The organism is Sphingomonas suaedae (assembly GCF_007833215.1).
Lineage (GTDB): Bacteria > Pseudomonadota > Alphaproteobacteria > Sphingomonadales > Sphingomonadaceae > Sphingomonas > Sphingomonas suaedae.
In genome coordinates, this window is record NZ_CP042239.1 from 3,111,708 (window position 1) to 3,134,086 (window position 22,379).

General features: G+C 67.5%; 24 protein-coding genes and 1 pseudogene. 11 read left to right on the forward strand and 14 right to left on the reverse strand.

All coding sequences use genetic code 11. The features are described from left to right. Nucleotides 1-24: 24 nt before the first annotated feature. Nucleotides 25-1,110 carry an acyltransferase family protein gene (locus FPZ54_RS14720; protein WP_145848402.1) on the forward strand — a complete coding sequence of 362 codons (1,086 nt, stop codon included), beginning with the start codon at nt 25-27 and terminating at the stop codon, nt 1,108-1,110. A 962-nt stretch (nt 1,111-2,072) separates the two neighbouring features. On the opposite strand, the pseudogene FPZ54_RS20240 reads toward FPZ54_RS14720, so the two are convergent. The 13 genes and pseudogenes from FPZ54_RS20240 to FPZ54_RS19930 form a co-directional block, all read right to left on the reverse strand. Then, nucleotides 2,073-2,210, reverse strand: a pseudogene (locus tag FPZ54_RS20240) (NAD(P)-binding protein); the annotation flags it as partial. A 22-nt stretch (nt 2,211-2,232) separates the two neighbouring features. Continuing rightward, the gene (locus tag FPZ54_RS14730; RefSeq protein WP_145848404.1) at nt 2,233-3,351 is read right to left on the reverse strand and encodes a CaiB/BaiF CoA transferase family protein; all 1,119 of its coding nucleotides are present in this window, start codon (nt 3,349-3,351) and stop codon (nt 2,233-2,235) included. Further along, entirely contained in the window at nt 3,348-3,866 is a 519-nt protein-coding gene (locus tag FPZ54_RS14735) for a GNAT family N-acetyltransferase (RefSeq protein WP_145848406.1), read from the reverse strand. The genes FPZ54_RS14730 and FPZ54_RS14735 overlap by 4 nt, the downstream gene beginning before the upstream one ends. Nucleotides 3,867-3,999: 133 nt before the next feature. After that, nucleotides 4,000-5,184, reverse strand: coding sequence for an acyl-CoA dehydrogenase (locus tag FPZ54_RS14740; RefSeq protein WP_145848408.1), 1,185 nt, complete (start codon nt 5,182-5,184; stop codon nt 4,000-4,002). 21 nt (nt 5,185-5,205) lie between these two features. Then, nucleotides 5,206-6,057 (reverse strand): hypothetical protein, encoded by an 852-nt coding sequence (locus tag FPZ54_RS14745; RefSeq protein ID WP_145848410.1) that lies wholly within the window; start codon nt 6,055-6,057, stop codon nt 5,206-5,208. Between the two features lie 24 nt (nt 6,058-6,081). Then, the gene (locus FPZ54_RS14750) at nt 6,082-6,756 is read right to left on the reverse strand and encodes a uroporphyrinogen-III synthase (protein ID WP_145848412.1); all 675 of its coding nucleotides are present in this window, start codon (nt 6,754-6,756) and stop codon (nt 6,082-6,084) included. Further along, nucleotides 6,753-7,664: a hydroxymethylbilane synthase gene (hemC, locus tag FPZ54_RS14755; RefSeq protein ID WP_145848413.1), complete on the reverse strand. Its 912-nt coding sequence runs from the start codon at nt 7,662-7,664 to the stop codon at nt 6,753-6,755. The genes FPZ54_RS14750 and hemC overlap by 4 nt, the downstream gene beginning before the upstream one ends. Nucleotides 7,665-7,704: 40 nt before the next feature. Next, nucleotides 7,705-8,901: a thiolase family protein gene (locus FPZ54_RS14760; RefSeq protein ID WP_145848415.1), complete on the reverse strand. Its 1,197-nt coding sequence runs from the start codon at nt 8,899-8,901 to the stop codon at nt 7,705-7,707. A gap of 67 nt (nt 8,902-8,968) precedes the next feature. Beyond that, nucleotides 8,969-9,754, reverse strand: coding sequence for a crotonase/enoyl-CoA hydratase family protein (locus FPZ54_RS14765; RefSeq protein ID WP_145848417.1), 786 nt, complete (start codon nt 9,752-9,754; stop codon nt 8,969-8,971). A gap of 128 nt (nt 9,755-9,882) precedes the next feature. Further along, the gene (locus FPZ54_RS14770) at nt 9,883-10,473 is read right to left on the reverse strand and encodes a winged helix-turn-helix domain-containing protein (protein ID WP_239019596.1); all 591 of its coding nucleotides are present in this window, start codon (nt 10,471-10,473) and stop codon (nt 9,883-9,885) included. A 78-nt stretch (nt 10,474-10,551) separates the two neighbouring features. Further along, on the reverse strand, nt 10,552-11,373 hold the full coding sequence (locus FPZ54_RS14775; protein ID WP_145848419.1) for a transposase: 822 nt from the start codon (nt 11,371-11,373) through the stop codon (nt 10,552-10,554). Beyond that, entirely contained in the window at nt 11,361-12,308 is a 948-nt protein-coding gene (locus tag FPZ54_RS14780) for a hypothetical protein (RefSeq protein ID WP_145848421.1), read from the reverse strand. Before FPZ54_RS14780 ends, FPZ54_RS14775 begins: the two co-directional genes overlap by 13 nt. Next, on the reverse strand, nt 12,305-12,448 hold the full coding sequence (locus tag FPZ54_RS19930) for a hypothetical protein (protein WP_186456785.1): 144 nt from the start codon (nt 12,446-12,448) through the stop codon (nt 12,305-12,307). Before FPZ54_RS19930 ends, FPZ54_RS14780 begins: the two co-directional genes overlap by 4 nt. A gap of 309 nt (nt 12,449-12,757) precedes the next feature. Between FPZ54_RS19930 and FPZ54_RS14785 the strand changes: the two genes are divergently transcribed. Together FPZ54_RS14785 and FPZ54_RS14790 are read left to right on the forward strand one after the other, a co-directional pair. Beyond that, nucleotides 12,758-13,195, forward strand: coding sequence for a PaaI family thioesterase (locus tag FPZ54_RS14785; RefSeq protein WP_145848423.1), 438 nt, complete (start codon nt 12,758-12,760; stop codon nt 13,193-13,195). Next, entirely contained in the window at nt 13,192-13,590 is a 399-nt protein-coding gene (locus tag FPZ54_RS14790; protein ID WP_145848425.1) for a PaaI family thioesterase, read from the forward strand. Before FPZ54_RS14785 ends, FPZ54_RS14790 begins: the two co-directional genes overlap by 4 nt. Before the next feature lie 2 nt (nt 13,591-13,592). Here the strand turns inward: FPZ54_RS14790 and FPZ54_RS14795 are convergent, their stop codons facing one another. Beyond that, complete coding sequence (locus tag FPZ54_RS14795) at nt 13,593-14,726, reverse strand: PQQ-dependent sugar dehydrogenase (RefSeq protein ID WP_145848427.1); 1,134 nt, start codon at nt 14,724-14,726, stop codon at nt 13,593-13,595. 216 nt (nt 14,727-14,942) lie between these two features. On the opposite strand from FPZ54_RS14795, the gene rimP reads away from it, so the two are divergent. The 8 genes from rimP (at nt 14,943) to FPZ54_RS14835 (ending at nt 22,340) form a co-directional block, all read left to right on the forward strand. Beyond that, nucleotides 14,943-15,488, forward strand: coding sequence for a ribosome maturation protein RimP (gene rimP / locus FPZ54_RS14800; RefSeq protein ID WP_145848429.1), 546 nt, complete (start codon nt 14,943-14,945; stop codon nt 15,486-15,488). Next, entirely contained in the window at nt 15,488-17,137 is a 1,650-nt protein-coding gene (gene nusA, locus FPZ54_RS14805) for a transcription termination factor NusA (protein ID WP_145848431.1), read from the forward strand. The genes rimP and nusA overlap by 1 nt, the downstream gene beginning before the upstream one ends. Next, complete coding sequence (locus tag FPZ54_RS14810; RefSeq protein WP_145848433.1) at nt 17,118-17,786, forward strand: DUF448 domain-containing protein; 669 nt, start codon at nt 17,118-17,120, stop codon at nt 17,784-17,786. Before nusA ends, FPZ54_RS14810 begins: the two co-directional genes overlap by 20 nt. Nucleotides 17,787-17,864: 78 nt before the next feature. Then, the gene (gene infB, locus FPZ54_RS14815) at nt 17,865-20,528 is read left to right on the forward strand and encodes a translation initiation factor IF-2 (RefSeq protein ID WP_145848435.1); all 2,664 of its coding nucleotides are present in this window, start codon (nt 17,865-17,867) and stop codon (nt 20,526-20,528) included. A 138-nt stretch (nt 20,529-20,666) separates the two neighbouring features. Then, nucleotides 20,667-21,071 carry a 30S ribosome-binding factor RbfA gene (rbfA, locus tag FPZ54_RS14820; protein ID WP_145848437.1) on the forward strand — a complete coding sequence of 135 codons (405 nt, stop codon included), beginning with the start codon at nt 20,667-20,669 and terminating at the stop codon, nt 21,069-21,071. 31 nt (nt 21,072-21,102) lie between these two features. Beyond that, complete coding sequence (locus tag FPZ54_RS14825) at nt 21,103-21,366, forward strand: AbrB/MazE/SpoVT family DNA-binding domain-containing protein (protein WP_145848440.1); 264 nt, start codon at nt 21,103-21,105, stop codon at nt 21,364-21,366. Next, complete coding sequence (locus FPZ54_RS14830) at nt 21,363-21,755, forward strand: type II toxin-antitoxin system VapC family toxin (RefSeq protein WP_145848442.1); 393 nt, start codon at nt 21,363-21,365, stop codon at nt 21,753-21,755. Before FPZ54_RS14825 ends, FPZ54_RS14830 begins: the two co-directional genes overlap by 4 nt. Further along, entirely contained in the window at nt 21,756-22,340 is a 585-nt protein-coding gene (locus FPZ54_RS14835) for a thymidine kinase (RefSeq protein ID WP_145848444.1), read from the forward strand. Nucleotides 22,341-22,379 lie beyond the last annotated feature (39 nt).

Sequence of the window (22,379 nt, forward strand, 5' to 3'; positions counted from 1 at the left end):
ACGTCCCGACCGGCATGGTTCTACATGGATGCGATGCGGGCGGTGCTCGCGCTCACCGTCGCCTTTGGCCATCTATGGGGTCTGTTGATCGAGGATTATCGGCCGACCGCCTCGCTGCTGATTCGCGCAGGCTATTTCCTGGCCGGATTTGCGCATTCGGCGGTGATCCTGTTCTTCGTGCTCAGTGGCTATTGGATCGCGCGCAGCGTGACCGGGCGGGCGGCGCGAGGCTGGCGCTGGGACGATTATCTGATCGACCGGGTCGCGCGGCTGGGGATCGTGCTGGTCCCCGCGCTCGCCATCGGTGGAGCGCTCGACTGGATCGGTTACAGCGTCCTCGCGCTGCCCACCCATCACGGCCTGACCGGGGCGTGGGTGTTCACCCAGGATCTGTCGCAGTCGCTGACGGTGCGGGCGCTGATCGGCAACCTGCTGTTCCTGCAGCATCTGATCGTCCCGCCGTTCGGCAGCAACGGTCCTTTGTGGAGCCTTGCGTTCGAATTCTGGTATTATCTCTGGTTTCCGGCGCTGTATCTGGCGCTGCGATATCAGCGGCCCGGAATCGCGCTGGCGAGCCTGGCGATCGCCTTTGCAAATCCGGAGATCGCGTTCGGATTTCTGAGCTGGCTCTGCGGCGCGGCGCTCCATGGTCTGGAGCGGCGATGGCCCGAGCGGCGCCTGCCACGCTGGGCGCCGGTTCCGGTCGGCCTGTTGTGCCTGGCGGTGTTGCTCTGGGGACGAACGGGCGATTTCGGGGTCGAGGACCCGATCGAGGCCGCCAGTTTCGCGCTGTTCCTTTTCGCCTTGTTGCGCAGCGACCCGCCCCGGTTTGGCGCGCTCGGTCCGCTTGCCGCTTATGGCGCGCGGGCGAGCTTTTCGCTCTACGCCATCCATTTTCCGCTGATGGCGCTGGCGGCGGGGTGGGTCGTCGGAGACGCACGGCTGGCTCCGGATGCAGGGGCTGCGCTGGCGGCGGTGGCGATCATGGTGCTGGCACTCGCCGCGGCGTGGCTGTTTGCGGCACAGACCGAGGCGCGGACCGGAGCGTTGCGTGCCTGGCTCAGGCGTCGAGTCCCAGCCGCGCGAGCGGGTGGCCGACCGCGCCGCTGACCAGTGCCGCCTGCGCCGCAGTGAACGGCCATCGCTTCGATACCGGCCCCATCACCCGATCGCGCAGCCAGGGAATCGCCATGCCGTCGGACTGATAGACCGGGGTCAGCAAATGGCTGAGCAGTTGGTAAAGCTGAATCTGGTCCCGCCGCAGGGATCATTTCGGCAAGCGCGTCGGGGAGCGTGCGCGCGCGGCGCAGGCCGAGCGCGAGGGCATAGGCGTCGAGCAACGCCATGTTGGCCTCCTGCCCCAGCTGCGGACTCGTCGAATGCCAGGCATCGCCGAGATGGATCAGGCCCGGCTCGACCGGATGGCGTAACGTGCGATGGCAATAGCTGGCGAAGCTGAGCTGACCGGGATCGGCGATCTGATCGAGGAGCGGCGCAGTTGCAGGCCATAGCGCCAGCACCTCCGCTTTCCACGACGCCAGCCCCGCCGCGCGCCAGTCCGTCAGCCGGTCGCCGCGCAGCGACCAGAACAGGGCCGCACGAGGGCCAGCGGCGTGGGCCGGCGTCCCGATGGGCAGCACCCCCGCCATCACGCTCGCCCGGCGATAGCGTTGCTGGAGCGCATTGGGGAGGAAGCCGCCCGCCCAGTCGAGATCGGCCCAGAGCGCGCCGAATGCCAGAGGGCGGGTCGCGGGGACGAGCGGCGAGCGACTGCCCATTGCATCGACGATCAGGTCGAAGCGCCCTGTTCGTACGCCGTCCGCGAAGTGCAGGCGGCCGTCCGCACAGCCAGTGATCGCGCGACCCGCCTCGATCAGTATCCCTTCGGCACACACCGCGTCGTACAGGATCGCGAACAAAGTCGCGCGATGGACGCCGATCCCTACGCCGTCGCGCTTCAGGGCGGCATAGTGAACATCGAGGACGCAGCGACCGCCCGCATGGCCGATCAGCCGCTCGACCCGCGCGCCGCGCGCGACCAGTTCGGCTTCCAGCCCCAATGCGCGCAGGACTGCCTGCCCGGTTGGCTGGATCAGCAGGCCCGAGCCGAGCGGGCGCGGCGTGTCGAACCGCTCGAACAATGTGACGCGATGGCCGTCGCGGTGGAGAAGCAAGGCTGCGGCAAGCCCCGCGGTGCCGCATCCCGCCACGGCGATGTCGCGCGGCGGCAGCTTAATCTTCCCCGGGACGTGCTGGGCTGGCGCGGTCGGAAACCATGCGCTGGCCGTCGATCACGATCGGGCTGGCAACGCCGGGAAGCCCGTCGGCCGCGATCCGCATCCCACGCGCGATCACCTGCGGGTCGGCGAATACCTCATCGACCGTGTTGATCGGACCGGCGGGAACGCCCTCGCGCTCCAGCGCATCGGACAATGCCTGTTTGGTCCAGTCCGCAACCGCAGCCTGGATCGGCGCGATCAGCCGGGCGCGGTTGCGCACCCGCGCGGGATTGGTCGCGAAATCGGGGTCGTCGGCGAGGGGCAGGCCGAGCACGGCGCACAGCCTGCGGAACTGCCCGTCATTGCCGACCGCGATGATCAGGTCGCCGTCGCTGGCGGTGAACGCCTGATAGGGGGCGAGGTTGGCATGGCCATTGCCCATGCGATGCGGGATCTTGGCCGGGTTGGCCATCCAGTTGAGCGCCTGATTGGCGAGCACCGCGACCTGCGTGTCGAGTAGCGCCATATCGATATGTGCGCCTTTCCCCGTCGCATCGCGCTGGCGCAGCGCGGCGAGGATCGCGACGGCGGAATAGACCCCGGTGAAGATGTCGGCATAGGCGATCCCCGCCTTTTGCGGCGCGCCGTCGGGCTCGCCGGTCAGCGACATGATCCCGCCCATCCCCTGAATGATGAAATCGTATCCGGCGCGATGGGCATAGGGGCCGGTCTGGCCGAAACCGGTGATCGAGCAGGTGACGAGGCGTGGGTTGATCGCGCTTAGGCTGGCATGGCCGAGGCCGTATTTGACGAGCCCGCCAACCTTGTAATTCTCGATCACGACATCGGCGTCGGCGACCAGCGCGCGCACTTCTTCCTGTCCCGCGGGTGTGGCGATGTCGATGAATCGCGCGGTCTTGCCGCGATTGGCGGAGTGATAATAGGCGGCGTCGCGGTTCGCGCCATCGGCGTCGTGCAGGAAGGGCGGTCCCCAGTGGCGGGTGTCGTCGCCGGCGCCCGGGCGCTCGACCTTGATGACCTCAGCACCCAGATCGGCGAGCAGTTGTCCGCACCATGGCCCGGCAAGGATGCGGGCGAGCTCGACCACCTTGATCCCGGCGAGCGGTTTCATGGGCGGCAGATCTCGTAGACGACATGGTCGGGGAAGACCTGCCCGCCGCCGCGGTGCGTGCGCCCTTCGATCAGCGTCCCGCCGATCTTCGCCATGGCGCCGCGTGAGCGGAGATTGTCCCGCCCGACAAGGAAGACGACGCGGCGCACGAAGCGATGGATATGGTCGAGCATCAGTTGCTTGACCTCGCGATTGTACGTCCCGCCCCAATAGACACGGGCGATGAAGGTCCAGCCGATCTCGATCTCGTCTTCCTGGGGCACCCAGAAATCGTAACGGCTCGAGCCGATGACCGCGCCGCTCGCCCGGTCGAGGATCGCCAGGCCGCCGCCGCAGGCCAGCGCCTCGGCGAAGAAGTTGCGGAACACCGGCTCTCGCCAGCGGTCCTGCGCCGGATGGAGTTCCCAGATCAGCGGGTCCGACGCCACCGCGAACAGCGCGTCCCAATCTTCCGCACGCAGCGGGCGAATGGTGACCAGCTCGCCCTCCAGCACCGGCTGCCGGTCCGGTGTCATGGATATTGTGTCCGGCTACGCCGGACCGGCACCAGCCCGCTCCCCCACCCGGCCACCCATTCAGGATACGCTGTGGGTGGCCGGGTGGGGGAGCGGGCTGGTGCCGCCCGGTTCAGCTTTGCTGAACCGCAGATCAAAACGCGGCGATCCCGGTGATTGCGCGACCCAGGATCAGGCCGTGGACGTCGTGCGTGCCCTCATAGGTGTTGACCGTTTCGAGGTTGATCGCGTGGCGCATGACGTGGAATTCGGCGGAAATGCCGTTGCCGCCATGCATGTCGCGCGCGACGCGGGCGATATCGAGCGCCTTGCCGCAATTGTTGCGCTTGATGATGCTGATCGCCTCGGGCGCCAGCGTCCCCTCATCGAACATGCGGCCGCAGCGCAGCGCCGCTTGAAGCCCGAGCGCGATCTCGGTTTCCATGTTGGCCAGCTTGAGCTGGACGAGCTGCGTCGCCGCGAGCGGGCGGCCGAACTGGGCGCGGTCGAGCGTGTACTGGCGTGCGGCCTGCATACATGCCTCGGCTGCCCCCATCGTGCCCCAGGCGATGCCGTAGCGTGCGCGGTTGAGGCAGCCGAACGGGCCCTTGAGCCCCTGAACCTCGGGAAGCAGCGCGTCCTCGCCGACCTCGACCCCGTCCATCACGATTTCGCCGGTGATCGATGCGCGCAGGGACAGCTTGCCCTCGATCTTGGGGGCGGACAGGCCCTTCATTCCCTTTTCGAGGACGAAGCCCTTGATCCCGCCGCCATGCGCCTCGCTCTTCGCCCAGACGACGAAGACATCGGCGATCGGCGAGTTGGTGATCCACATCTTCGATCCGGTGAGCTTGTAGCCGCCGTCGATCTTGACCGCCCGGGTGCGCATTCCGCCCGGGTCGCTGCCCGCATCGGGTTCGGTGAGACCGAAACAGCCGACCCATTCGCCGCTCGCCAGCTTGGGCAGATACTTCCGCTTCTGTTCCTCCGTCCCATAGGCATGGATCGGGTGCATCACGAGGCTCGACTGCACGCTCATCGCGCTGCGATATCCTGAATCGACTGCCTCGACCTCACGCGCGACCAGGCCATAGGCGACATAGCCAAGGCCCGCGCCGCCATAGGTTTCGGGAATGGTCGGCCCGAGCAGGCCGAGCTGGCCCATTTCCGACATGATCTCGCGGTCGAAAGTCTCGTCGAGGAACGCGCGGGTGACGCGCGGCAGCAGCTGTTCCTGCGCATAGGCGCGCGCGGCGTCGCGGACCATCCGCTCCTCATCGGTCAACTGCGCGTCGAGTGCGAACGGATCCTGCCAGTCGAACCGGCCCATCTCGGCCATGTCTCTCTCCTAAAGCGTCTGTTACCGGGGTGCCGGGGTCTGAGCGGTTGCGGGCTGGGTGGCGAGCGTCATCGCCGCCTCCTCCAGCCGATCGAGCGCCCGGCGGGTTTCGATATAGCGACCGGCGGCCGCCATCCAGCTTTCCGCGCCCTGCGCGCCGGGCAGACGCGCCACTTCGGCGAGCGCTGCTTCGACATGGGCCTGGGCGAGCAGGCGGCGCGCGCGAGCCAGCCGTTCGCGCGGATGCGGGCTGGGCGAATCCTGTTTGCGCACGATCACCAGATTGCTGAGCTCGCGCTGGAGCGCGTGCAGCCAGCTGTCATCGGGTTCGGACGTCGACAGGCGCGGCGCGATCTGATCGAAGGCGAGGCGCAGATCCTCCAGCGTCACCGGCTCGGCGGCGGCGCGGACGACGGTGGCCACCGCCTGGGGCTCGACGGGGCCGAGGCGCCGGCGCAGCTCGCGGTCGATAAAGCCCAGCTCCTGCCCGCGCTCCAGCGAACGGCGCGCGCCGAACACCAGCATCATCGCCTCTGCGCGCGCCGCCTGATTGGCGGCCTGACGCGAATCGGCGTCGGTCGCGCGCAGCCGGTTGTCGAGCGCATCGAGCCGTGCCGCGAGCGCCTGTTCGCGCGCCGACAGGGTGGCGAGATCGGTTCCGGCCGGGGCCACCGGCGGGGTCGAGAGTGCGGGCTGGACCGCGACGGGCGCGACGGGGGCGGGAACGGCCTCAGGCTCGCCCCAGCCGCCGAACCGGAACAGTGCGGCCATCAGCGCCAGTCCGGCGATAAAGGCGATCAGAACCGGGGCCAGCAGGAAGAGGAACGAGTTGCCGCGAGCGGGCGGCGCGGAAACCGGGGCGTCGGGGGTCATGAGCTGCTTATTCTCCTGATGCGGTCAGGGGTCAATCGCCAGGCGGTGCGCGGCGGCGATCAGGGCGGCGTCATTCGGCTCGGCAGCAATCGCGATACGCGCCCATCCCCGCCCTGCGGCGTCCGCAGCCCGCGCGCTGATCGCCGCGATCCGTACCGATGCGCGGGGGATCCCGTGCCGGTCGAGTTCTGCGCCGAGCTGTCGCCCGGCGCGTGCGGAATGGACCAGCGCCACGCTGCCGGCGATCCGGCTGGCTTCCTCGTGGGTGCGTGGCGCAGGCTCGCTTGCATAAACGGGGATTACCGTACGAATTGCCGGGTGGCTGGGGGCGGCGCGGTCGCGTCCGGCAAGCCACAGCAGTTTCTGGCTGCCGGGCTGGCGGGCGAGCAGCGCGGCAAGATCGCGGGTGCCGGTCTCGATCACCGTCAATCCGGCGAGCTGTGCGGCGTGCGCGGTTTCCGGGCCGACCGCGATAACCGGCAGCGTCGCCAGCGCTGCCAGGCCTGGCCCGGCATGGCGCGGGGCGTTGGCGCTGCTCAACAGCAACGCATCGAACCCGCGCGGATCGGGTGGCGCCCAATCGAGCGGCGCGACGACGAACAGCGGGACGGCGATCGGATCGAGGCCCGCCGCACGCACCCGCTCCGCCGTTGCCGCATTGCCCGGCTGCGGGCGCAGGATGGCGATCGGCCGGGTCAATGGCCGAACAGGCCGCGTAACCGGGGCGATGCACGTGCGAGCAGGTCCTGCGCGATCTCTGCGGCTTCCTCCGGGCTGCCGGTCAGCCCGGTGCGATCGGCCCGGACATGCTCGGCGCCGTCCTCGCTCAGGATTTCGGCGCGCAGCCGCATCCCTTCAGGCTCCAGCGTCGCGAGCGCGCCGACCGGCGAATGACAATCGGCCGCGAGCGCGGCCAGGACGCCGCGTTCGGCCCAGACGCACGCCTCGGTCGCGGGGTGACCGATCGCGGCGAGGTGCATCCGGGTGGCGACATCGTCCGCGCGCACCTCGACCCCGATGGCGCCTTGCGAGGGCGCGGGCAGCATCAGGTCGACCGGGATGGCGATGCCGACATCCGGTTCGCCCAGCCGGTCGAGTCCGGCGGCGGCGAGCAGGGTCGCATCCGCCTCTCCCGCAGCGACCTTGGCCCGGCGCGTCGCGACATTGCCGCGCAGCAGGACGATGGACAGGTCGGGACGGATGCGGCGCAGTTGCGCGGCGCGGCGCGGCGAACTGGTGCCGATCCGCGCGCCATGCGGGAGCGCGTCGATCGAGTCTGCGCCGATTAACCGGTCGCGCACATCGGCGCGGGGCAGCATCGCGGCGACGGCGATTGTCTCCGGCCGGACGGTCTCGACATCCTTCATCGAATGGACCGCCATATCGATCTCGCCGCCGAGCAGGGCGCGATCGAGTTCCTTGGTCCACAGCGCCTTGCCGCCGATTTCGGCCAGCGCGCGGTCCTGAACCCGGTCGCCGGTGGTGCGGATCTCGACGATCTCGACGGCATCCGGCCCCCAGCCATGCGCGGCAAGCAGCGCATGACGGACGGACTGGGCCTGAACGCGCGCGAGCGGCGAACCGCGGGTACCGAGACGAAGCTTCATGCGCCGCGTCTAGCGAAGCGGCTCCGCGATGTCGAAGGGGTCAGACGATCTCGAACAGTCCCGCCGCGCCCATGCCGCCTGCGGTGCACATCGATACCACCACCCAGCGGGCGCCACGCTTGCGTCCTTCGATCAGCGCATGACCGACCAGCCGCGCGCCGGTCATGCCGAAGGGGTGGCCGATCGCGATCGCGCCGCCATTGACGTTGTACCGTTCGGGATCGATGCCGAGATGGTCGCGGCAATAAAGACACTGGCTGGCGAACGCTTCGTTGAGCTCCCACAGGCCGATATCGGCGACCGACAGCCCGGCGCGGTCGAGCAATTTGGGGATCGCGAAGATGGGACCGATTCCCATCTCTTCTGGCGCGCAGCCCGCCGCCTGAAAGCCGCGATAGATGCCGAGGATTTCCTTGCCCTCGGCGTCGGCGGTGGCGCGGTCCATCACGACTTGCGCGGCGGCACCGTCGGACAGCTGACTGGCATTGCCGGCGGTGATGTGTCGCCCTTCTGTGACGACCTGGCCGTCCTTCCACACCGTCTTTAGACCGCGCAGCGCCTCAATGGTGGTGCCGAGGCGGATCCCTTCATCCTGGGTGACGGTGACGGTCTCGCTGCCGGTGCGGTTGCCTTCCTTGTCGAACAGCGCCTTTTCGACGGTGATCGGCACGATCTCCTCGGCAAAGGCGCCATTTGCCAGTCCCGCTTCGGCGCGCTGCTGGCTCTGTGCGGCATAGGCGTCCTGCGCTTCGCGGCTGATGCCATAGCGGTCGGCGACGATCTCGGCGGTCTCGATCATCGGCATGTACGCGTGCGGTTCGTTTGCCAAAACCGATTTGTTGGCGAAGCGCGGCGCGTCCTTGGTCACCGTCAGGCTGATCGATTCCATGCCGCCCGAGAGTGCGACATCGATGTCGCCCGCGATGATCGAGCGGGCGGCGAGCGCCAGCGCGGTCAGGCCCGATCCGCATTTCCGGTCGAGCGTGAAGGCGGGAACGCTTTGCGGCAAGCCGGCGGCGAACAGCGCCATGCGCCCGGCATTTCCGCCCTGCGTTCCCCATTGATTGCCGACGCCCCAGAAGATGTCGTCGATGCGCGCGGGATCGATCCCGGCCCGTTCGACCGCAGCGTTCATCACATGGCCCGCCAAAACCGGCGCCTCCGTCGCGTTGAATGCCCCGCGATACGCCTTGCCGATGCCCGTCCGGGCGGTGGAGACAATCGCGGCTTCGCGCATGGGCATCCTCTCATTCGTATATCGGGTATGGCCGTTGCTTAACGTGCGCTATTGAAGATTGGAAGATTCAGTCGGTAAAATTCGGCGCGCGTTTTTGCATGTTCGCCATCACCGCCTCCATCTGGTTGGGTGAGCGCAGCAGTTTCGCCTGTTCGGCGCTCTCGGCCGCCAGAATCGCGCCCGCATTGGCATCGGCGGCGAGATTGGCCAGCCGTTTGGCGGCGCGGATCGCGTGCGGATTGCGGCCCGCAATCGCGCGCGCCAGAGCCATCGCTTCGGCGTGGGGATCCTCGGCGACCCGGGTGACGAAGCCGAGCGCCAGCGCTTCCTCCGCTGCAAATTCGCGCGCGGTATAGCTCAGTTCGCGCAGTACATCGTCGCGTACCGTCGTGCGCCATAGTGCATAGCCCGCCATGTCGGGGACGATCCCCCATTTCATCTCCATGATCGAACAGCGCGTGCCGGGCGCCATGATGCGGATGTCGGTGCCCGAAAGGATCTGAAACCCGCCGCCAAAGGCGATGCCGTGCACTGCGGCGATGACGGGGACGGGCAGCGTGCGCCAGCCCCAGGCGACCTGCTGGAACAGGTTCGCCTCGCCATGGCTGCGGGCATGGATATCGAGGCCGGTGCCGCCGCCTGCCATGCTCGCCATGTCGAGACCGGCGCAAAAGGCCCGACCCTCGCCCGACAGCACGACCGCGCGCACCCCCGCCATCCCGGCAAGCCGGTCGATCGCATCGGCGATCCCGGCGAACATCGCCGGGTCCAGCGCATTCATCTTGTCGGGTCGGGCCAGCCGGACATCGGCGATGCCGTCGGCGAAATCGATGGTTACGCGCTGTTCGCTCATGATCGTCCTCTCCTTTTGTCTAGGCGGTGCCAGCCCGCTCCCCCACCCGGCCACCCATAGAATACACTGTCGTTGGGTGGCCGGGTGGGGGAGCGGGCTGGCACCGCGCCGACGAATTTATACTCACGCTAACCGGCATCGAGGCAGTAGCCGAGTCCCTTGTGGCTGCGGATCATCGCCGTGCCAAAGGGGCGGTCGAGCTTGGCGCGCAGCGTAGAGACATGGACCGCGACGACATTGGTTCCCGGGTCGAAGCGCAAGCGCCACACGCCCTTCAGCAGTTCGTCCCGCGTGACGAAACGACCGCGCCGCTCGGCAAGGTAGCGCAACAGCGCATATTCGCGTGGCACCAGCGGGATCGGCGTGTCGCCCCGCGTGGCGCTGCGGCCGATCGGATCGATCGTCAGATCGCCGATCCGCAGCGTCTGCGGCACATGGGTCCGCACACGCGCATCGACCCGCGCGGCAAGCTCGTCGGGATCGACCGGATCGGCGACGGCATCGGCGGCGCCTGCGTCGAGCGCTGCAGACAGTTCGTGCCGGGAATGGGCGACGGCGATCTGCGGCACCGGACCAGGATCGATCGCGAGTCCGCTGCGCCAGCGGCGGAGGATCGCGGCGACATGGGGCGGAAAGGTCGGCGGGCCGATCTCCAGTAGGTAGCCACGCGCCCGAACCGCACAGTCAAGCTGCGGTATATCGATTTCGGAGAGAATCACCGGCGCCACCGCCCGGTTGTCGGAGATAGCCCGCGTCTCTGTCTGCCGGAGATGACTCCGAAGTGGCGTAATCGATCGCTAACCGATCGCGGAGCGGGCCGGTGCCGCCTGACTGAAACCGAGTCTCGCTGAGGCGAGCGCCGCCATTGCCGTGGCACGCATCCGCGGATGCGGATGGCGACAGGCGAGATGGTCGATCAGGTCCAGCCCATTGCCCCCGCCCAGATGCGCGGCAAGCGCGACCAGTCCCTCGGAGGGGGCGGTGGTGAGTCCGGCCGCGATCGTCCCGCGCGCAATATCGAAGCGATATTGATCGATCCAGGGGCTCGCCGGGTGTTGGCCCAATATGTTGAGCGACACCGAGAAGGCGTCGGGCGGCAGCTGCGCATGGACGTCGCGGCACATGCGGTAGAGCATCAACTGTCCCGGCTCCAGCCGCGCCCGACCGACAAAGCGCGGCGCGCGTGCCGGATCGTCGGGCGCGCGCTCATAATAGTCGCTCCAATAGCCGGGCCCCAAATAGCCATAGGTGAGGAAGGGGAAATTATGGTCGTGCGGGAAACCGTAAAAGAACGGCGCCTCGCCGCTCGCGCGCACCACGGCATCCTGCTGCGCGGGCCAGAAATTGGCGCGCAGGACGAAGCGGCCAGCGGGCGGCCGGAGCAGAAAGACCTGCGGGCCATAGCTGTTCGCCCGGGCCTGGTTTGCGCAGCGTGCCTTGAGCTCCGCGATCGCAAGGTCGGCGAGGAATGTCGGGTTTCGCCCGAGCTGCGCGAGCAACGGGCCGAGCGCGGCAAACGCATCCTCGTCCCGCGGATCGACCGTGCTCGAGTCGAGCGCATCGACCAGTTCGTCGAGCGTGATGGCGGGTGCAACGCCTGGATCGATCAGGCGGGGCATGGCGCTGTCAGCCTCTGGTCGAGCGTGGCGAGCGTTGCGGCGGCAGCAGCGCGGACCTCGTCATTCGGGTCGGCTGCGGCCATTTCCGCCAGCCTTGGGCGCGCGGCGCGCGCATCGAGCATCAGCCATTCGCGCATCGCCGCCCAGCGCTGGTGAAAGGCCGGGTGGCGGCTTTCGCGCTCGAACTGTGTTCCCGCATCGCTTCTGCCGCTTGCGCGCAGGAAGCTGAGCAGCATTTCCGCACGCGCCGTCCGATCCTCACCACATGACGCGCGGACAAAGGCGCCGTCGCGGGTCGCATATTCGCGCATCAACGGCGCGGCGCCCCGCTTTGCCGTAAAGGTCAGCGTGACGATATCGCTATGTGCGGCGACGATCAGATGCCCTTCGCAGGGGGATTGCACCAGAATGTCGCCATCCTCCAGCGACCGGGACGCGAGGGTGCGCGCGGGCTCCGCGGTGCGGGCGCTGAAATCGAACCCGGCGGGGGGCGCGCGCCATCGCCGTATCTCGGCCTGTCCGCCGCGCACATAGCGGGTGACCGACCACCGGCCCGCGATCACCATTGTGCCGGGCGGCTCCAGTTGCGCGAGCGCCGCAGCGCTGGTCACCGTCGCGGAAAGAGTCGCCTGCGCACAGTCGGCGATGATGATGCCGGTGCGCAACGCGTCGCGATTGACCCGCAGGCCCGGCGCGAACCAGGGGTCTTTGCGCAGCGCGTCGATCATCGGAGCGAACAATCGCTCGACCCAGGTCGAATCAGCGAGCAATGCGCGTCCGGCATCGACGATCGCTTCGGGTGTTTCGAGTCCGTCGAACCGCGCGTCGATCGCGGCACGCGTCGTGCGCGACCAGTCGGTATTGACTGCGGCCGATCGCGCGCGGGCATCAAGGATCGCGGGATAGGCGCCGGGATCGAACGGCGCGGGGTTCACGGCGTGTCGTACACCAGCACGACGATCGCCACCATCATCTCGAAAATCTCGTCCCCGGCGACTTCGTTCGAGCGTAACGCGCCATGGGTGGCGACTTGCGTCCCAAGGGTGGCGATGTCGGCATGGGCGAGCGTCAGCATGGCAGGTCCCCTTTTGGTCCGGAGAGAGGCTAGGACAGCTCGGAATGGGCGCGGAGTTAATTCGCCCTAACGATCGCGCCCCAAGAGACCGTTTGGAAATTCGCGGAAACGCGAATTTCGAGGCTGCGCCGGCCCACTCCCCCACCCGGCCACCCAACGGCAGTATTCTATGGGTGGCCGGGTGGGGGAGTGGGCCGGCGCAGCGAAATGCGCCGCGGCGCACTTCCAAACAAACTCTAACGATCGCGCCCTGTCGATCGCACTGTACCCGGGTTGCGGCGCCGGCGGCGTGCGGCTACCGCGACGACGATGCCAGCGCCCCCGATGCCCTTCGATCCCGAAACATTCTTCGCCCGGCGAATGGGCGGACATGGCGGCGCGCTGGGGATCGGCTATCGCGCCCATGGACCCGACTGGTGCGAACTGAACCTGCCGTTCGATCCGAAGCTCATCGGCGATGTCGAGCGCGGCGTGCTGGCATCCGGCCCGATCATCACCCTGCTCGACATGGCGACCAGTGTCGCGGTGTGGATGAAGCGCGGCGGGTTCCTGCCGCACGCGACGCTTGATCTCAGGGTCGATTATCTGCGCCCGGCGGCGGCGGGGCGCGAGGTGATCGGGCGCGGCGAATGCTATCGCATCACCCGCTCGGTCGGCTTTGTGCGCGGCACCGCGCATGATGGCGACGCGGACGATCCGGTCGCGCATGTCGCGGGAACCTTCATGTTCATGGATGCCGCGGCATGAGCGTGGCGCTCCCGCCTTATGCGCAGATCCTGGGTCTCGTCTTGGAACCGGAGGCACCGGAAGGCGGTGACGCTCCGGTGCTTGCGATGCCCTTTGGCGGCGATGTGCTCGGGCGTCCGGGGTTCGTCCATGGCGGTGCGCTGTCGGGTCTGCTCGAGATGGCTGCGATCACCGCACTCAAACACGCGCTTGAACAGGAAGCGCGGGGGGATGCACGGATCAAGCCGGTCAACGTCACGGTCGATTTCATGCGCGGCGGGCGCGAAAAAACGACGCGCGCGCAGGGCAAGGTCAGCCGGCTGGGCAACCGCGTCGCCAATGTGGAGGCGTTTGCCTGGCAGGACGATCCGGACCGCCCGGTGGCGGCGGCCCGGATGAATTTCCTGATCGGGTAGGATTATCCCCGCGTCAGTTTGAGCAGCCGCCCTTCCGATCCGCGGCCGCCGTCTTCCAGCACCCAGATCGCGCCGTCCGGGCCTTCTTCCACTTCGCGGATACGGGCGCCCATCGGCCATTGATCGCCCTTGGCTGCGCTGGTGCCGTTCACATCGACGCGGACCAATGCCTGACTGGAAAGCCCGCCGATGAACAGGTCGCCCGCCCATTGCGGGAACATCTTGCCCGAATAGACGATCAGCCCGCCCGGCGAGATTGCCGGGTTCCACGAGACCTTGGGCGCCTCGAACTCGGGTCGCGTGCTGTGATCGGGGATGTCGCGACCGTCATAATGATCGCCGTCGGACACGATCGGATAGCCGTAATTGCGGCCGGGGAGGACGAGGTTCACCTCGTCACCGCCCTTGGGCCCCATTTCCTGCTCCCACAGATTGCCCGCCTTGTCGAAGGCGATGCCGAGCAGGTTGCGGTGGCCATAGGACCAGACGGCGGGATGGAAGCCCTTTGCCGTCAGCCCCGGATCGCCCGCCGGCTTGCCGTCGAGGGTCAGGCGCAGCATCTTGCCCAGCGTCGCCTTGGGATCCTGCGCCGGATCGAACTTCTGGCGCTCGCCATTGGTGAAGAAGAGATGCTTGCCGTCGGGCGCGAAGGCGATGCGGCCGGAATAATGGCCGTTGCCCGTGACATAGGGCGTCGCCTGGAACAACCGCTCCATCCCGGTCAGCGCCGGGGCGTCGCCATCGGACAGGGTCGCGCGGGCGAGGACCACGCCCTTGCCGCCTGCCCCCGATTCGGAGAAGCTGAAATAGACCCGCTTGCTGGTGGCGAAATCGGGCGCGAGGACGACGTCCATGAAGCCGCCCTGCCCGGCGCTGTCGACCGTCGGTACGCCCGACACCATGGTCTTGATCTTGCCGTCGGCGCTCAGCAGGACGAGCTGGCCGGACTTTTCGGTCACCAGCATCCGGCCGTCGGGCAGAAAGGTCATCGCCCAAGGCGCATCGAAATCGGCGACCGGGGTGACCTTGAATGGCAGGCCCGAAGCCTCGGCAGCCTGCTCGGACCCGTTGCCCGGGCTGGCGCCGGTACAGGCGATAAGGGTGAGCGAAAGGGCGGCGATCGACAGCGGGCGCATGGGCTTCTCCGGTAATGACGAGGGCGCAACGCGCCGGCTGTGACGATGTTGCATCACCCGGCGCCTCGTGAAAAGGCGGGCGTGACTCGAAATCCTTGCCCACCGCCCGGCTTGGGCGTATAGAGGCGTTGTTCTCGACATTGGAAACCTTGGCGAGGTCGGCCCCACCGGGTCCGGCGGCGACGGGGTGTTTCCGGTGCATTTGGAGTTTGTTCGTTGGCGGATATCGCTGCCCTCACCACGATCATCGAGCCGGAGGCGCGGGCGCTCGGCTTCGATCTGGTGCGCGTGAAGATGTTCGGCGGCGAGGGCGTCCGCACGCTGCAGGTGATGGCCGAACGCCCCGACACCCGCCAGCTCAATATCGACGATTGCGCCGACCTGTCGCGCCGCATCTCGGACCGGCTGGACGAACTCGAGGAAGCGGGCAAGGACCCGATCCCCGAGGCCTATCGGCTCGAGGTCAGTTCGCCGGGAATCGACCGGCCACTGACCCGGATCAAGGATTTCGAGGACTGGAAGGGGCATGAGGCCCGCATCACGCTCACCGAGAAGATCGACGGGCGCAGACAGTTCAAGGGCCACCTTGCCGGGGTGGAGGGCGACGTGATCGCGATCACCGACGGGCACGGGCTGACCCACAACATCGCCCTTGCGACCATCGAGGACGCGAAGCTCGTGATTACCGACCGGCTGATCGCCGCAACCAAACCGCTCTCCACCGAGGGCGCAGACGAATTCGAAGCAGAGGAACAGGACTGATGGCCACCGCGATTTCCGCCAACAAGGCCGAGCTGATCGCCATCGCCAATTCGGTGGCGAGCGAGAAGATGATCGACAAGGCGATCGTCATCGAGGCGATGGAGGACGCGATCGAGCGTGCCGCCAAGAACCGCTATGGCGTTGAGAACGACATTCGCGCGAAGCTCGACCCGCAGACCGGCGACCTGCGCCTGTGGCGCGTGGTCGAGGTGGTCGAGGCCGTCGATGATTATTTCAAGCAGATCGATCTGAAGGGCGCGCAGAAGATCCAGAAGGACGCAAAGGTCGGCGACTTCATCGTCGATCCGCTGCCCCCGATCGAATTCGGGCGCATCCAGGCGCAGGCATCGAAGCAGATCATCTTCCAGAAGGTCCGCGATGCCGAGCGCGAGCGCCAATATGAAGAGTTCAAGGACCGCCAGGGCGAGATCATCACCGGCGTCGTCAAGCGCGTCGAATTCGGCCATGTCGTGGTCGATCTCGGCCGCGCCGAGGGCGTGATCCGCCGCGATGCGCAAATCCCGCGCGAAGTCGTGCGCGTCGGCGACCGTGTGCGCAGCCTGATCCTCAAGGTCGTGCGCGAGACGCGCGGGCCGCAGATCTTCCTCAGCCGCGCGCATCCCGACTTCATGAAGAAGCTGTTCGCGCAGGAAGTCCCTGAAATCTACGACGGGATCATCGAGATCAAGGCGGCGGCCCGCGACCCGGGCAGCCGCGCCAAGATCGGCGTGATCAGCCACGATTCGAGCATCGATCCGGTCGGCGCCTGCGTCGGCATGAAGGGCAGCCGCGTCCAGGCGGTCGTGCAGGAGATGCAGGGCGAGAAGATCGATATCATCCCCTGGAGCGAGGACACCGCGACCTTCGTCGTCAACGCGCTCCAGCCGGCCAATGTGGCACGCGTCGTCATCGACGAAGAGGATGACCGCATCGAGGTGGTCGTCCCCGACGACATGCTGAGCCTCGCCATCGGCCGCCGCGGCCAGAATGTCCGCCTCGCCAGCCAGCTGACCGGCAAGGCGATCGACATCCTGACCGAGACCGATTCGAGCGAGAAGCGCCAGCAGGAATTCGTCGCCAACAGCGAAATGTTCCAGAACGAGCTCGACGTCGACGAGACGTTGGCCCAGCTGCTGGTGGCCGAAGGCTTCAGCGCGCTCGAGGAAGTCGCCTATGTCGAGATCGACGAGCTGGCGAGCATCGAAGGGTTCGACGACGACCTGGCGAGCGAGCTGCAGAGCCGCGCTGCCGAAGCGCTCGAGCGCCGCGAGGAAGCCAATCGCGAGGCGCGTCGCGCGCTGGGCGTCGAGGACGATCTGGCGACCATGCCCTATCTGACCGAAGCGATGCTGGTCACGCTGGGCAAGGCAGGGATCAAGACGCTCGACGATCTCGCCGATCTCGCCACCGACGAGCTGGTCGCGAAGAAGCGCGCCGAGCCGCGCCGTCGCGGCGACGGCCCCGCCGCGCCGCAGCGCGAGCAGGACAAGGGCGGCGTGCTGGGCGAATATGGCCTGACCGAAGAGCAGGGCAACGAGATCATCATGGCGGCGCGCGCGCACTGGTTCGACGACGAACCGGTTGCGACCGACGCCGACGCATCCGGCTCCGCCGGCGAGGAGGACGCTGTTGCGGAATCCAAGCAATGAGCACCCGGCTGAACTGACGGACGGCGGACGTGCGGATGGTGGTCCCATCCGCACCTGCATCCTCTCGCGCGAGGGCCAGCCTCGCGACGGGCTGATCCGGCTTGCCCTCTCGCCCGATGGCGATGTGCTTCCCGATGTGCGCGCCAAGGCGCCCGGCCGCGGTGCGTGGATCGGCGTGACCCGTGCGCAGCTGGAGGCGAACGGCAAGGCGCTGCGCGGCGCGTTGGCGCGCGCGTTCAAGACCGGCGACCTCAACATTCCCGACGATCTGGGCCGGCGCATCGCCGACCAGCTGGAACGCGCGTTTCTCGACCGGCTGGGGCTTGAGGCCAAGTCGGGCCATGTGGTGATCGGTGGCGAGCGCATCGAAAAGGCCGGGCGCAGCGGCAAGCTGCACTTGTTGCTCCACGCCGCCGATGCCGGAGCGGACGGATCGCGCAAGCTCGACCAGGCGCTGCGCGTCGGCACCGATCGTGAGGGCTCTGGCGACACGGGGTTCACATTGCCGCTGCCCCGCACCATATTGTCCTTGGCCCTTGGCCGCGAAAATGTGGTACATGTTGGCCTGACCGACGCCAGAGCAGCAGGGCGGGTGCGCGAAGCACTGGCCCGTTTGCTGCATTTTATCGGACCCGACCCGGCCCCCTAGCCTTGCGAAACCCGCTCGCAAGGCGCATCGGGCCTTGCGGCGATCCGACGAACGACGAAGAACGACAGGATTAGAGACTTGAGCGATACCGAAAACGAAAAGCCGAAACTCGGAATGCGCCAGCCGCTGGGGCTGAAGCGCACAGTCGAGACCGGCAAGGTGAAGCAGAGCTTCAGCCACGGACGCTCGAATACCGTCGTGGTCGAAGTGAAGCGCCGTCGTGTGCTGGGGCCCCAGTCGGGCGCCCCACAGGAAGAGGCTGCCCCGCCGCCGCCGCCCGCGCCCGTCGCTGCCCCACCCCCGCCGCCCGCGCCGGCACCGCGCCCTTCCGCCCCGGCGGGCGAGACCCCGCAGGAGCGCCAGACCCGTCTGCTGCGCGAAGCCGAGGAACAGCGGATGCAGGCGCTGGAGGAAGCGCGTCGCCGCGAGGAGCGTGAGCGCGCCGAGGCCGCCGAGGAAGAAAAGCGCCGCGCCGAGGAGCGCGCCCGCGCCGAAGCCGAAGCCGCAAAGGCTGCCGAAGCGCCCAAGGTCGAGGCTGCGCCCGAACCCGCGCCAACCGCCAAAGCGGTCGAGCCGACCCCGACCCCCGCACCCGCGCCCGCGCCGGAGCCGGTTGGGTTGCAGCTTGACCCGACTCGTCCCGCCCCGCGTCGCTTCACTCCGGTGCAGCGGCCTGAAATTCCGCGTCCGGCCCCGACCCCGGCGCCAACCCCGGCCGCGCGTCCCGAGCCCAATCTTGCTGCACCGCGCCCTGCCGGCGGTGGCAATGCGGGTGCGCCCGGCGGCGGCGCGTCAAAGCGGGCCGAACCGGCCAAGCCGCAACAGCGCGACCGCAAGGGCGACGAACGTCGCGGCGGCAAGCTGACGGTCAACCGCGCGCTGGGCGGCGAGGACGGCGCACGTGCGCGCAGCCTTGCAGCTCTGAAGCGTGCGCGTGAAAAGGAACATCGTCGGCATTCCGGGCCGCGCGAGCCGCAGGTCAAGCAGATCCGCGACGTCAAGGTGCCGGAAACCATCACCGTGTCCGAACTCGCCAACCGCATGGCGGAAAAGGGCGCCGACCTGGTGAAGGCGCTGTTCAAGATGGGGATGCCCGTCACCCTGACCCAGTCGATCGACCAGGACACGGCCGAACTGCTGGTGACCGAATTCGGGCACAACATCGTCCGCGTCAGCGACAGCGACATCGATCTGGTGCTGGATACCGATGCGGATGCCGAGGACGCGATGAAGCCGCGCCCGCCGGTGGTTACGATCATGGGTCATGTCGATCACGGCAAGACCTCGCTGCTTGACGCGCTGCGCGGTACCGACGTGGTGCGCGGCGAAGCGGGGGGCATCACCCAGCATATCGGCGCCTATCAGGTGACGCTGAAGGACAAGTCGAAGATCACCTTCCTCGACACGCCGGGCCACGAGGCGTTTTCGGAGATGCGCGCGCGTGGTGCGAACGTCACCGACATCGTCGTGCTGGTGGTCGCTGCCGATGACGGCCTGATGCCGCAGACGATCGAGGCGATCAACCACACCAAGGCGGCGGGCGTGCCGATGATCGTCGCGATCAACAAGATCGACAAGCCCGAGGCGAATGCCCAGAAGGTGCGCGAGCGCCTGCTCGAGCATGACGTGCAGGTCGAGGCGATGGGCGGCGAGACGCAGGATGTCGAGGTGTCCGCGCTCAAGAAGACCGGGCTCGACGACCTGATCGAAAAGATCCAGCTCCAGGCCGAACTGAGCGAGCTCAAGGCCAATCCCGATCGCGCTGCCGAGGGCAATGTGGTCGAGGCGAAGCTCGACAAGGGCCGCGGCCCGGTCGCAACGGTGCTGGTCACGCGCGGCACGCTGCGCGTCGGCGACGTGTTCGTCGTCGGTGCAGAGAGCGGCAAGGTGCGCGCACTGGTCGACGACAAGGGGCGCCAGATCAAGGAAGCCGGTCCTTCGACCCCGGTCGAGGTGCTGGGCCTGTCGGGCGTGCCGATGGCGGGCGACCTGTTGCAGGTCGTGGAGAACGAGGCACGCGCCCGCGAAGTCGCGGAATATCGCGCCGGCGTGATCCAGCAGAAGCGGACTACGTCCAGCCCGGCGAGCCTTGAGAGCATGTTCAGTGCGCTCAAGGAAAAGCAGGCGATGGAATATCCGCTGGTCGTCAAGGCGGATACGCAGGGCACGGTCGAGGCGATCGTGGCTGCGATCAACAAGATCAGCACCGACGACATCAAGGCGCGCGTGCTGCACGCGGGCGTGGGCGGCATCACCGAGAGCGACGTCAACGCGGCTGCGGCCTCGGGCGCGCCGATCATCGGCTTCAACGTCCGGCCGAACGCCAAGGCACGCGAGATCGCCGATCGCCACAAGGTCGCGTTCAAATATTATGACGTGATCTACGAACTCACCGACGAGATCCGCGCCGGCATGGCCGGGCAACTCGGTCCCGAGGCGTTCGAAACGGTGGTCGGCCGCGCCGAGATCAAGGACGTGTTCAGCGCCGGCAAGCATGGCAAGGCCGCCGGTCTGCTGGTCACTGACGGCGCGATCCGCAAGGCGCTCAAGGCCCGTATCACGCGCGACGACGTCATCATCTACCAGGGCGAGATCGCATCGCTGCGCCGCTTCAAGGACGATGTCCCCGAAGTGCGTGCCGGTCTGGAGTGCGGCGTGACGTTCACGCAGAACTTCACCGACATCAAGCCGGGCGACTATCTCGAAACCTTCGAGGTCGAGATGCGCGAACGGACGCTTTGATTTAGGTCGTCGCTTGCGCGACGAAGGCGGCACCGGCCCGCTCCCCCACCCGGCCACCCATAGAATACACTTCCGTTGGGTGGCCGGGTGGGGGAGCGAGCCGGTGCCGCCACAAGCGACCGAAGGGAGCGCCATTTAATGCGCCACAACGACACCCCCGAAACCCGTTCCGTCCGGCTGCTGCGCGTGGGCGAGCAGGTGCGCCATATCCTGTCCGACATCCTCGCGCGCGGGGAGGTGCATGACGATGTGCTCGCCAGCCATGTGGTGAGCGTGACCGAAGTGCGCATGTCGCCCGACCTGCGTCACGCGACGGTGTTCGTGAAGCCGCTGCTCGGCAAGGACGAGGACGCGGTGATCAAGGCACTGCGCACCAACACCGCCTATCTCCAGCGCGAGGTCGCGAGCCGGGTGAAGCTGAAATATGCCGCCAAGCTCAAATTCCTCGCCGACGAGAGCTTCGACGAAGGCAGCCATATCGAGCAGCTGCTGCGCGATCCCAAGGTGGCGCAGGATTTGGGCGAGGCGGACTCGGCCGATTGACAGATGGCGCGGTAAGACGCATCTTACCGTGATGAACGCGTTCACCAAGCTGTCGGACAAAGGTCAGGTCGTCGTGCCGAAAGCGTCGCGCGATCGGCTGGGCTGGCAGCCGGGCGTCGAACTCGAGGTCATCGAAAGCGCCGATTCCGTCACGTTGCGGCCGCGCCGGGGTGCGGGCACCCTGAACGTCAACGATGCGGTCAGCCGGTTGCGAGGGATGTACCGGCACGAAGGGCAGCCAGTACCGATCGAGCAGCTGAGCTGGAGTCCCGAGCTGGATGATCCCGGCGCATGAAGTCGGTCGATACGAGCGTCCTTGCCCGCTTCATTCTTGGCGATCACCCGCAACAGGCGCAGCGCGCCGTCGAGGTTCTGCGCGACCCGGTCTGGATTTCGTTCAGCGTCTGGCTCGAACTGGGCTGGGTGCTGAGCAAGCGGCTGGGGCTGGACCGTACAATGGTCGCCGACATGCTTGGCACGATCTTGACGATCGATACCGTGCACGCACCGGATTCGGCGGGCTTGTCATGGGCGATCGAACGCTATCGGGCCGGGGCGGATTGGAGCGATATGATACACCTGATTTCCGGCGATGGGGTCGCCGATCATTTCGCAACATTCGACCACGCGCTTGCCGCGCAGGCGGGCGCCAACCCGCCCCTGCGCATCGAGACATTGAACTGAATGGCCAAGCTCTATTTCTATTATGCCAGCATGAATGCAGGCAAATCGACCACGCTGTTGCAGGCCGATTTCAACTATCGCGAGCGGGGGATGCGGACCCTGTTGTTCACCGCAGCGCTCGACGATCGCGCGGGGACGGGGCGCATCGCATCGCGGATCGGGCTCGATACCGGCGCGGTGGCGTTCGGGGCGGAGATGGACCTGCGCCTGCATGTCGAGCGCGAGACCGATCATGGCCCGGTCCATTGCGTGCTGGTGGACGAGGCGCAATTCCTGACTGCAGCGCAGGTGGATCAGCTTGCGGCGGTCGCCGATGTGTTGGGTATTCCGGTGCTGGCCTATGGCTTGCGCACCGATTTTCGCGGGAGTCTGTTTCCCGGATCGGCACGGCTGCTGGCGCTTGCCGATTCGCTGGTCGAGATCAAGTCGGTGTGCCGCTGCGGCCGCAAGGCGACGATGAACCTGCGCGTCGATGGCGAAGGGCGCGCGGTGGCCGAGGGCGCACAAACCGAGATCGGCGGCAATGATCGCTATATCGCACTGTGCCGGCGCCACTTCACCGAGGCGCTGGCGGCTGCCGACTGATCCGTCCCGAAACGCGACCGGCGCGCCGCCCGAATCGGG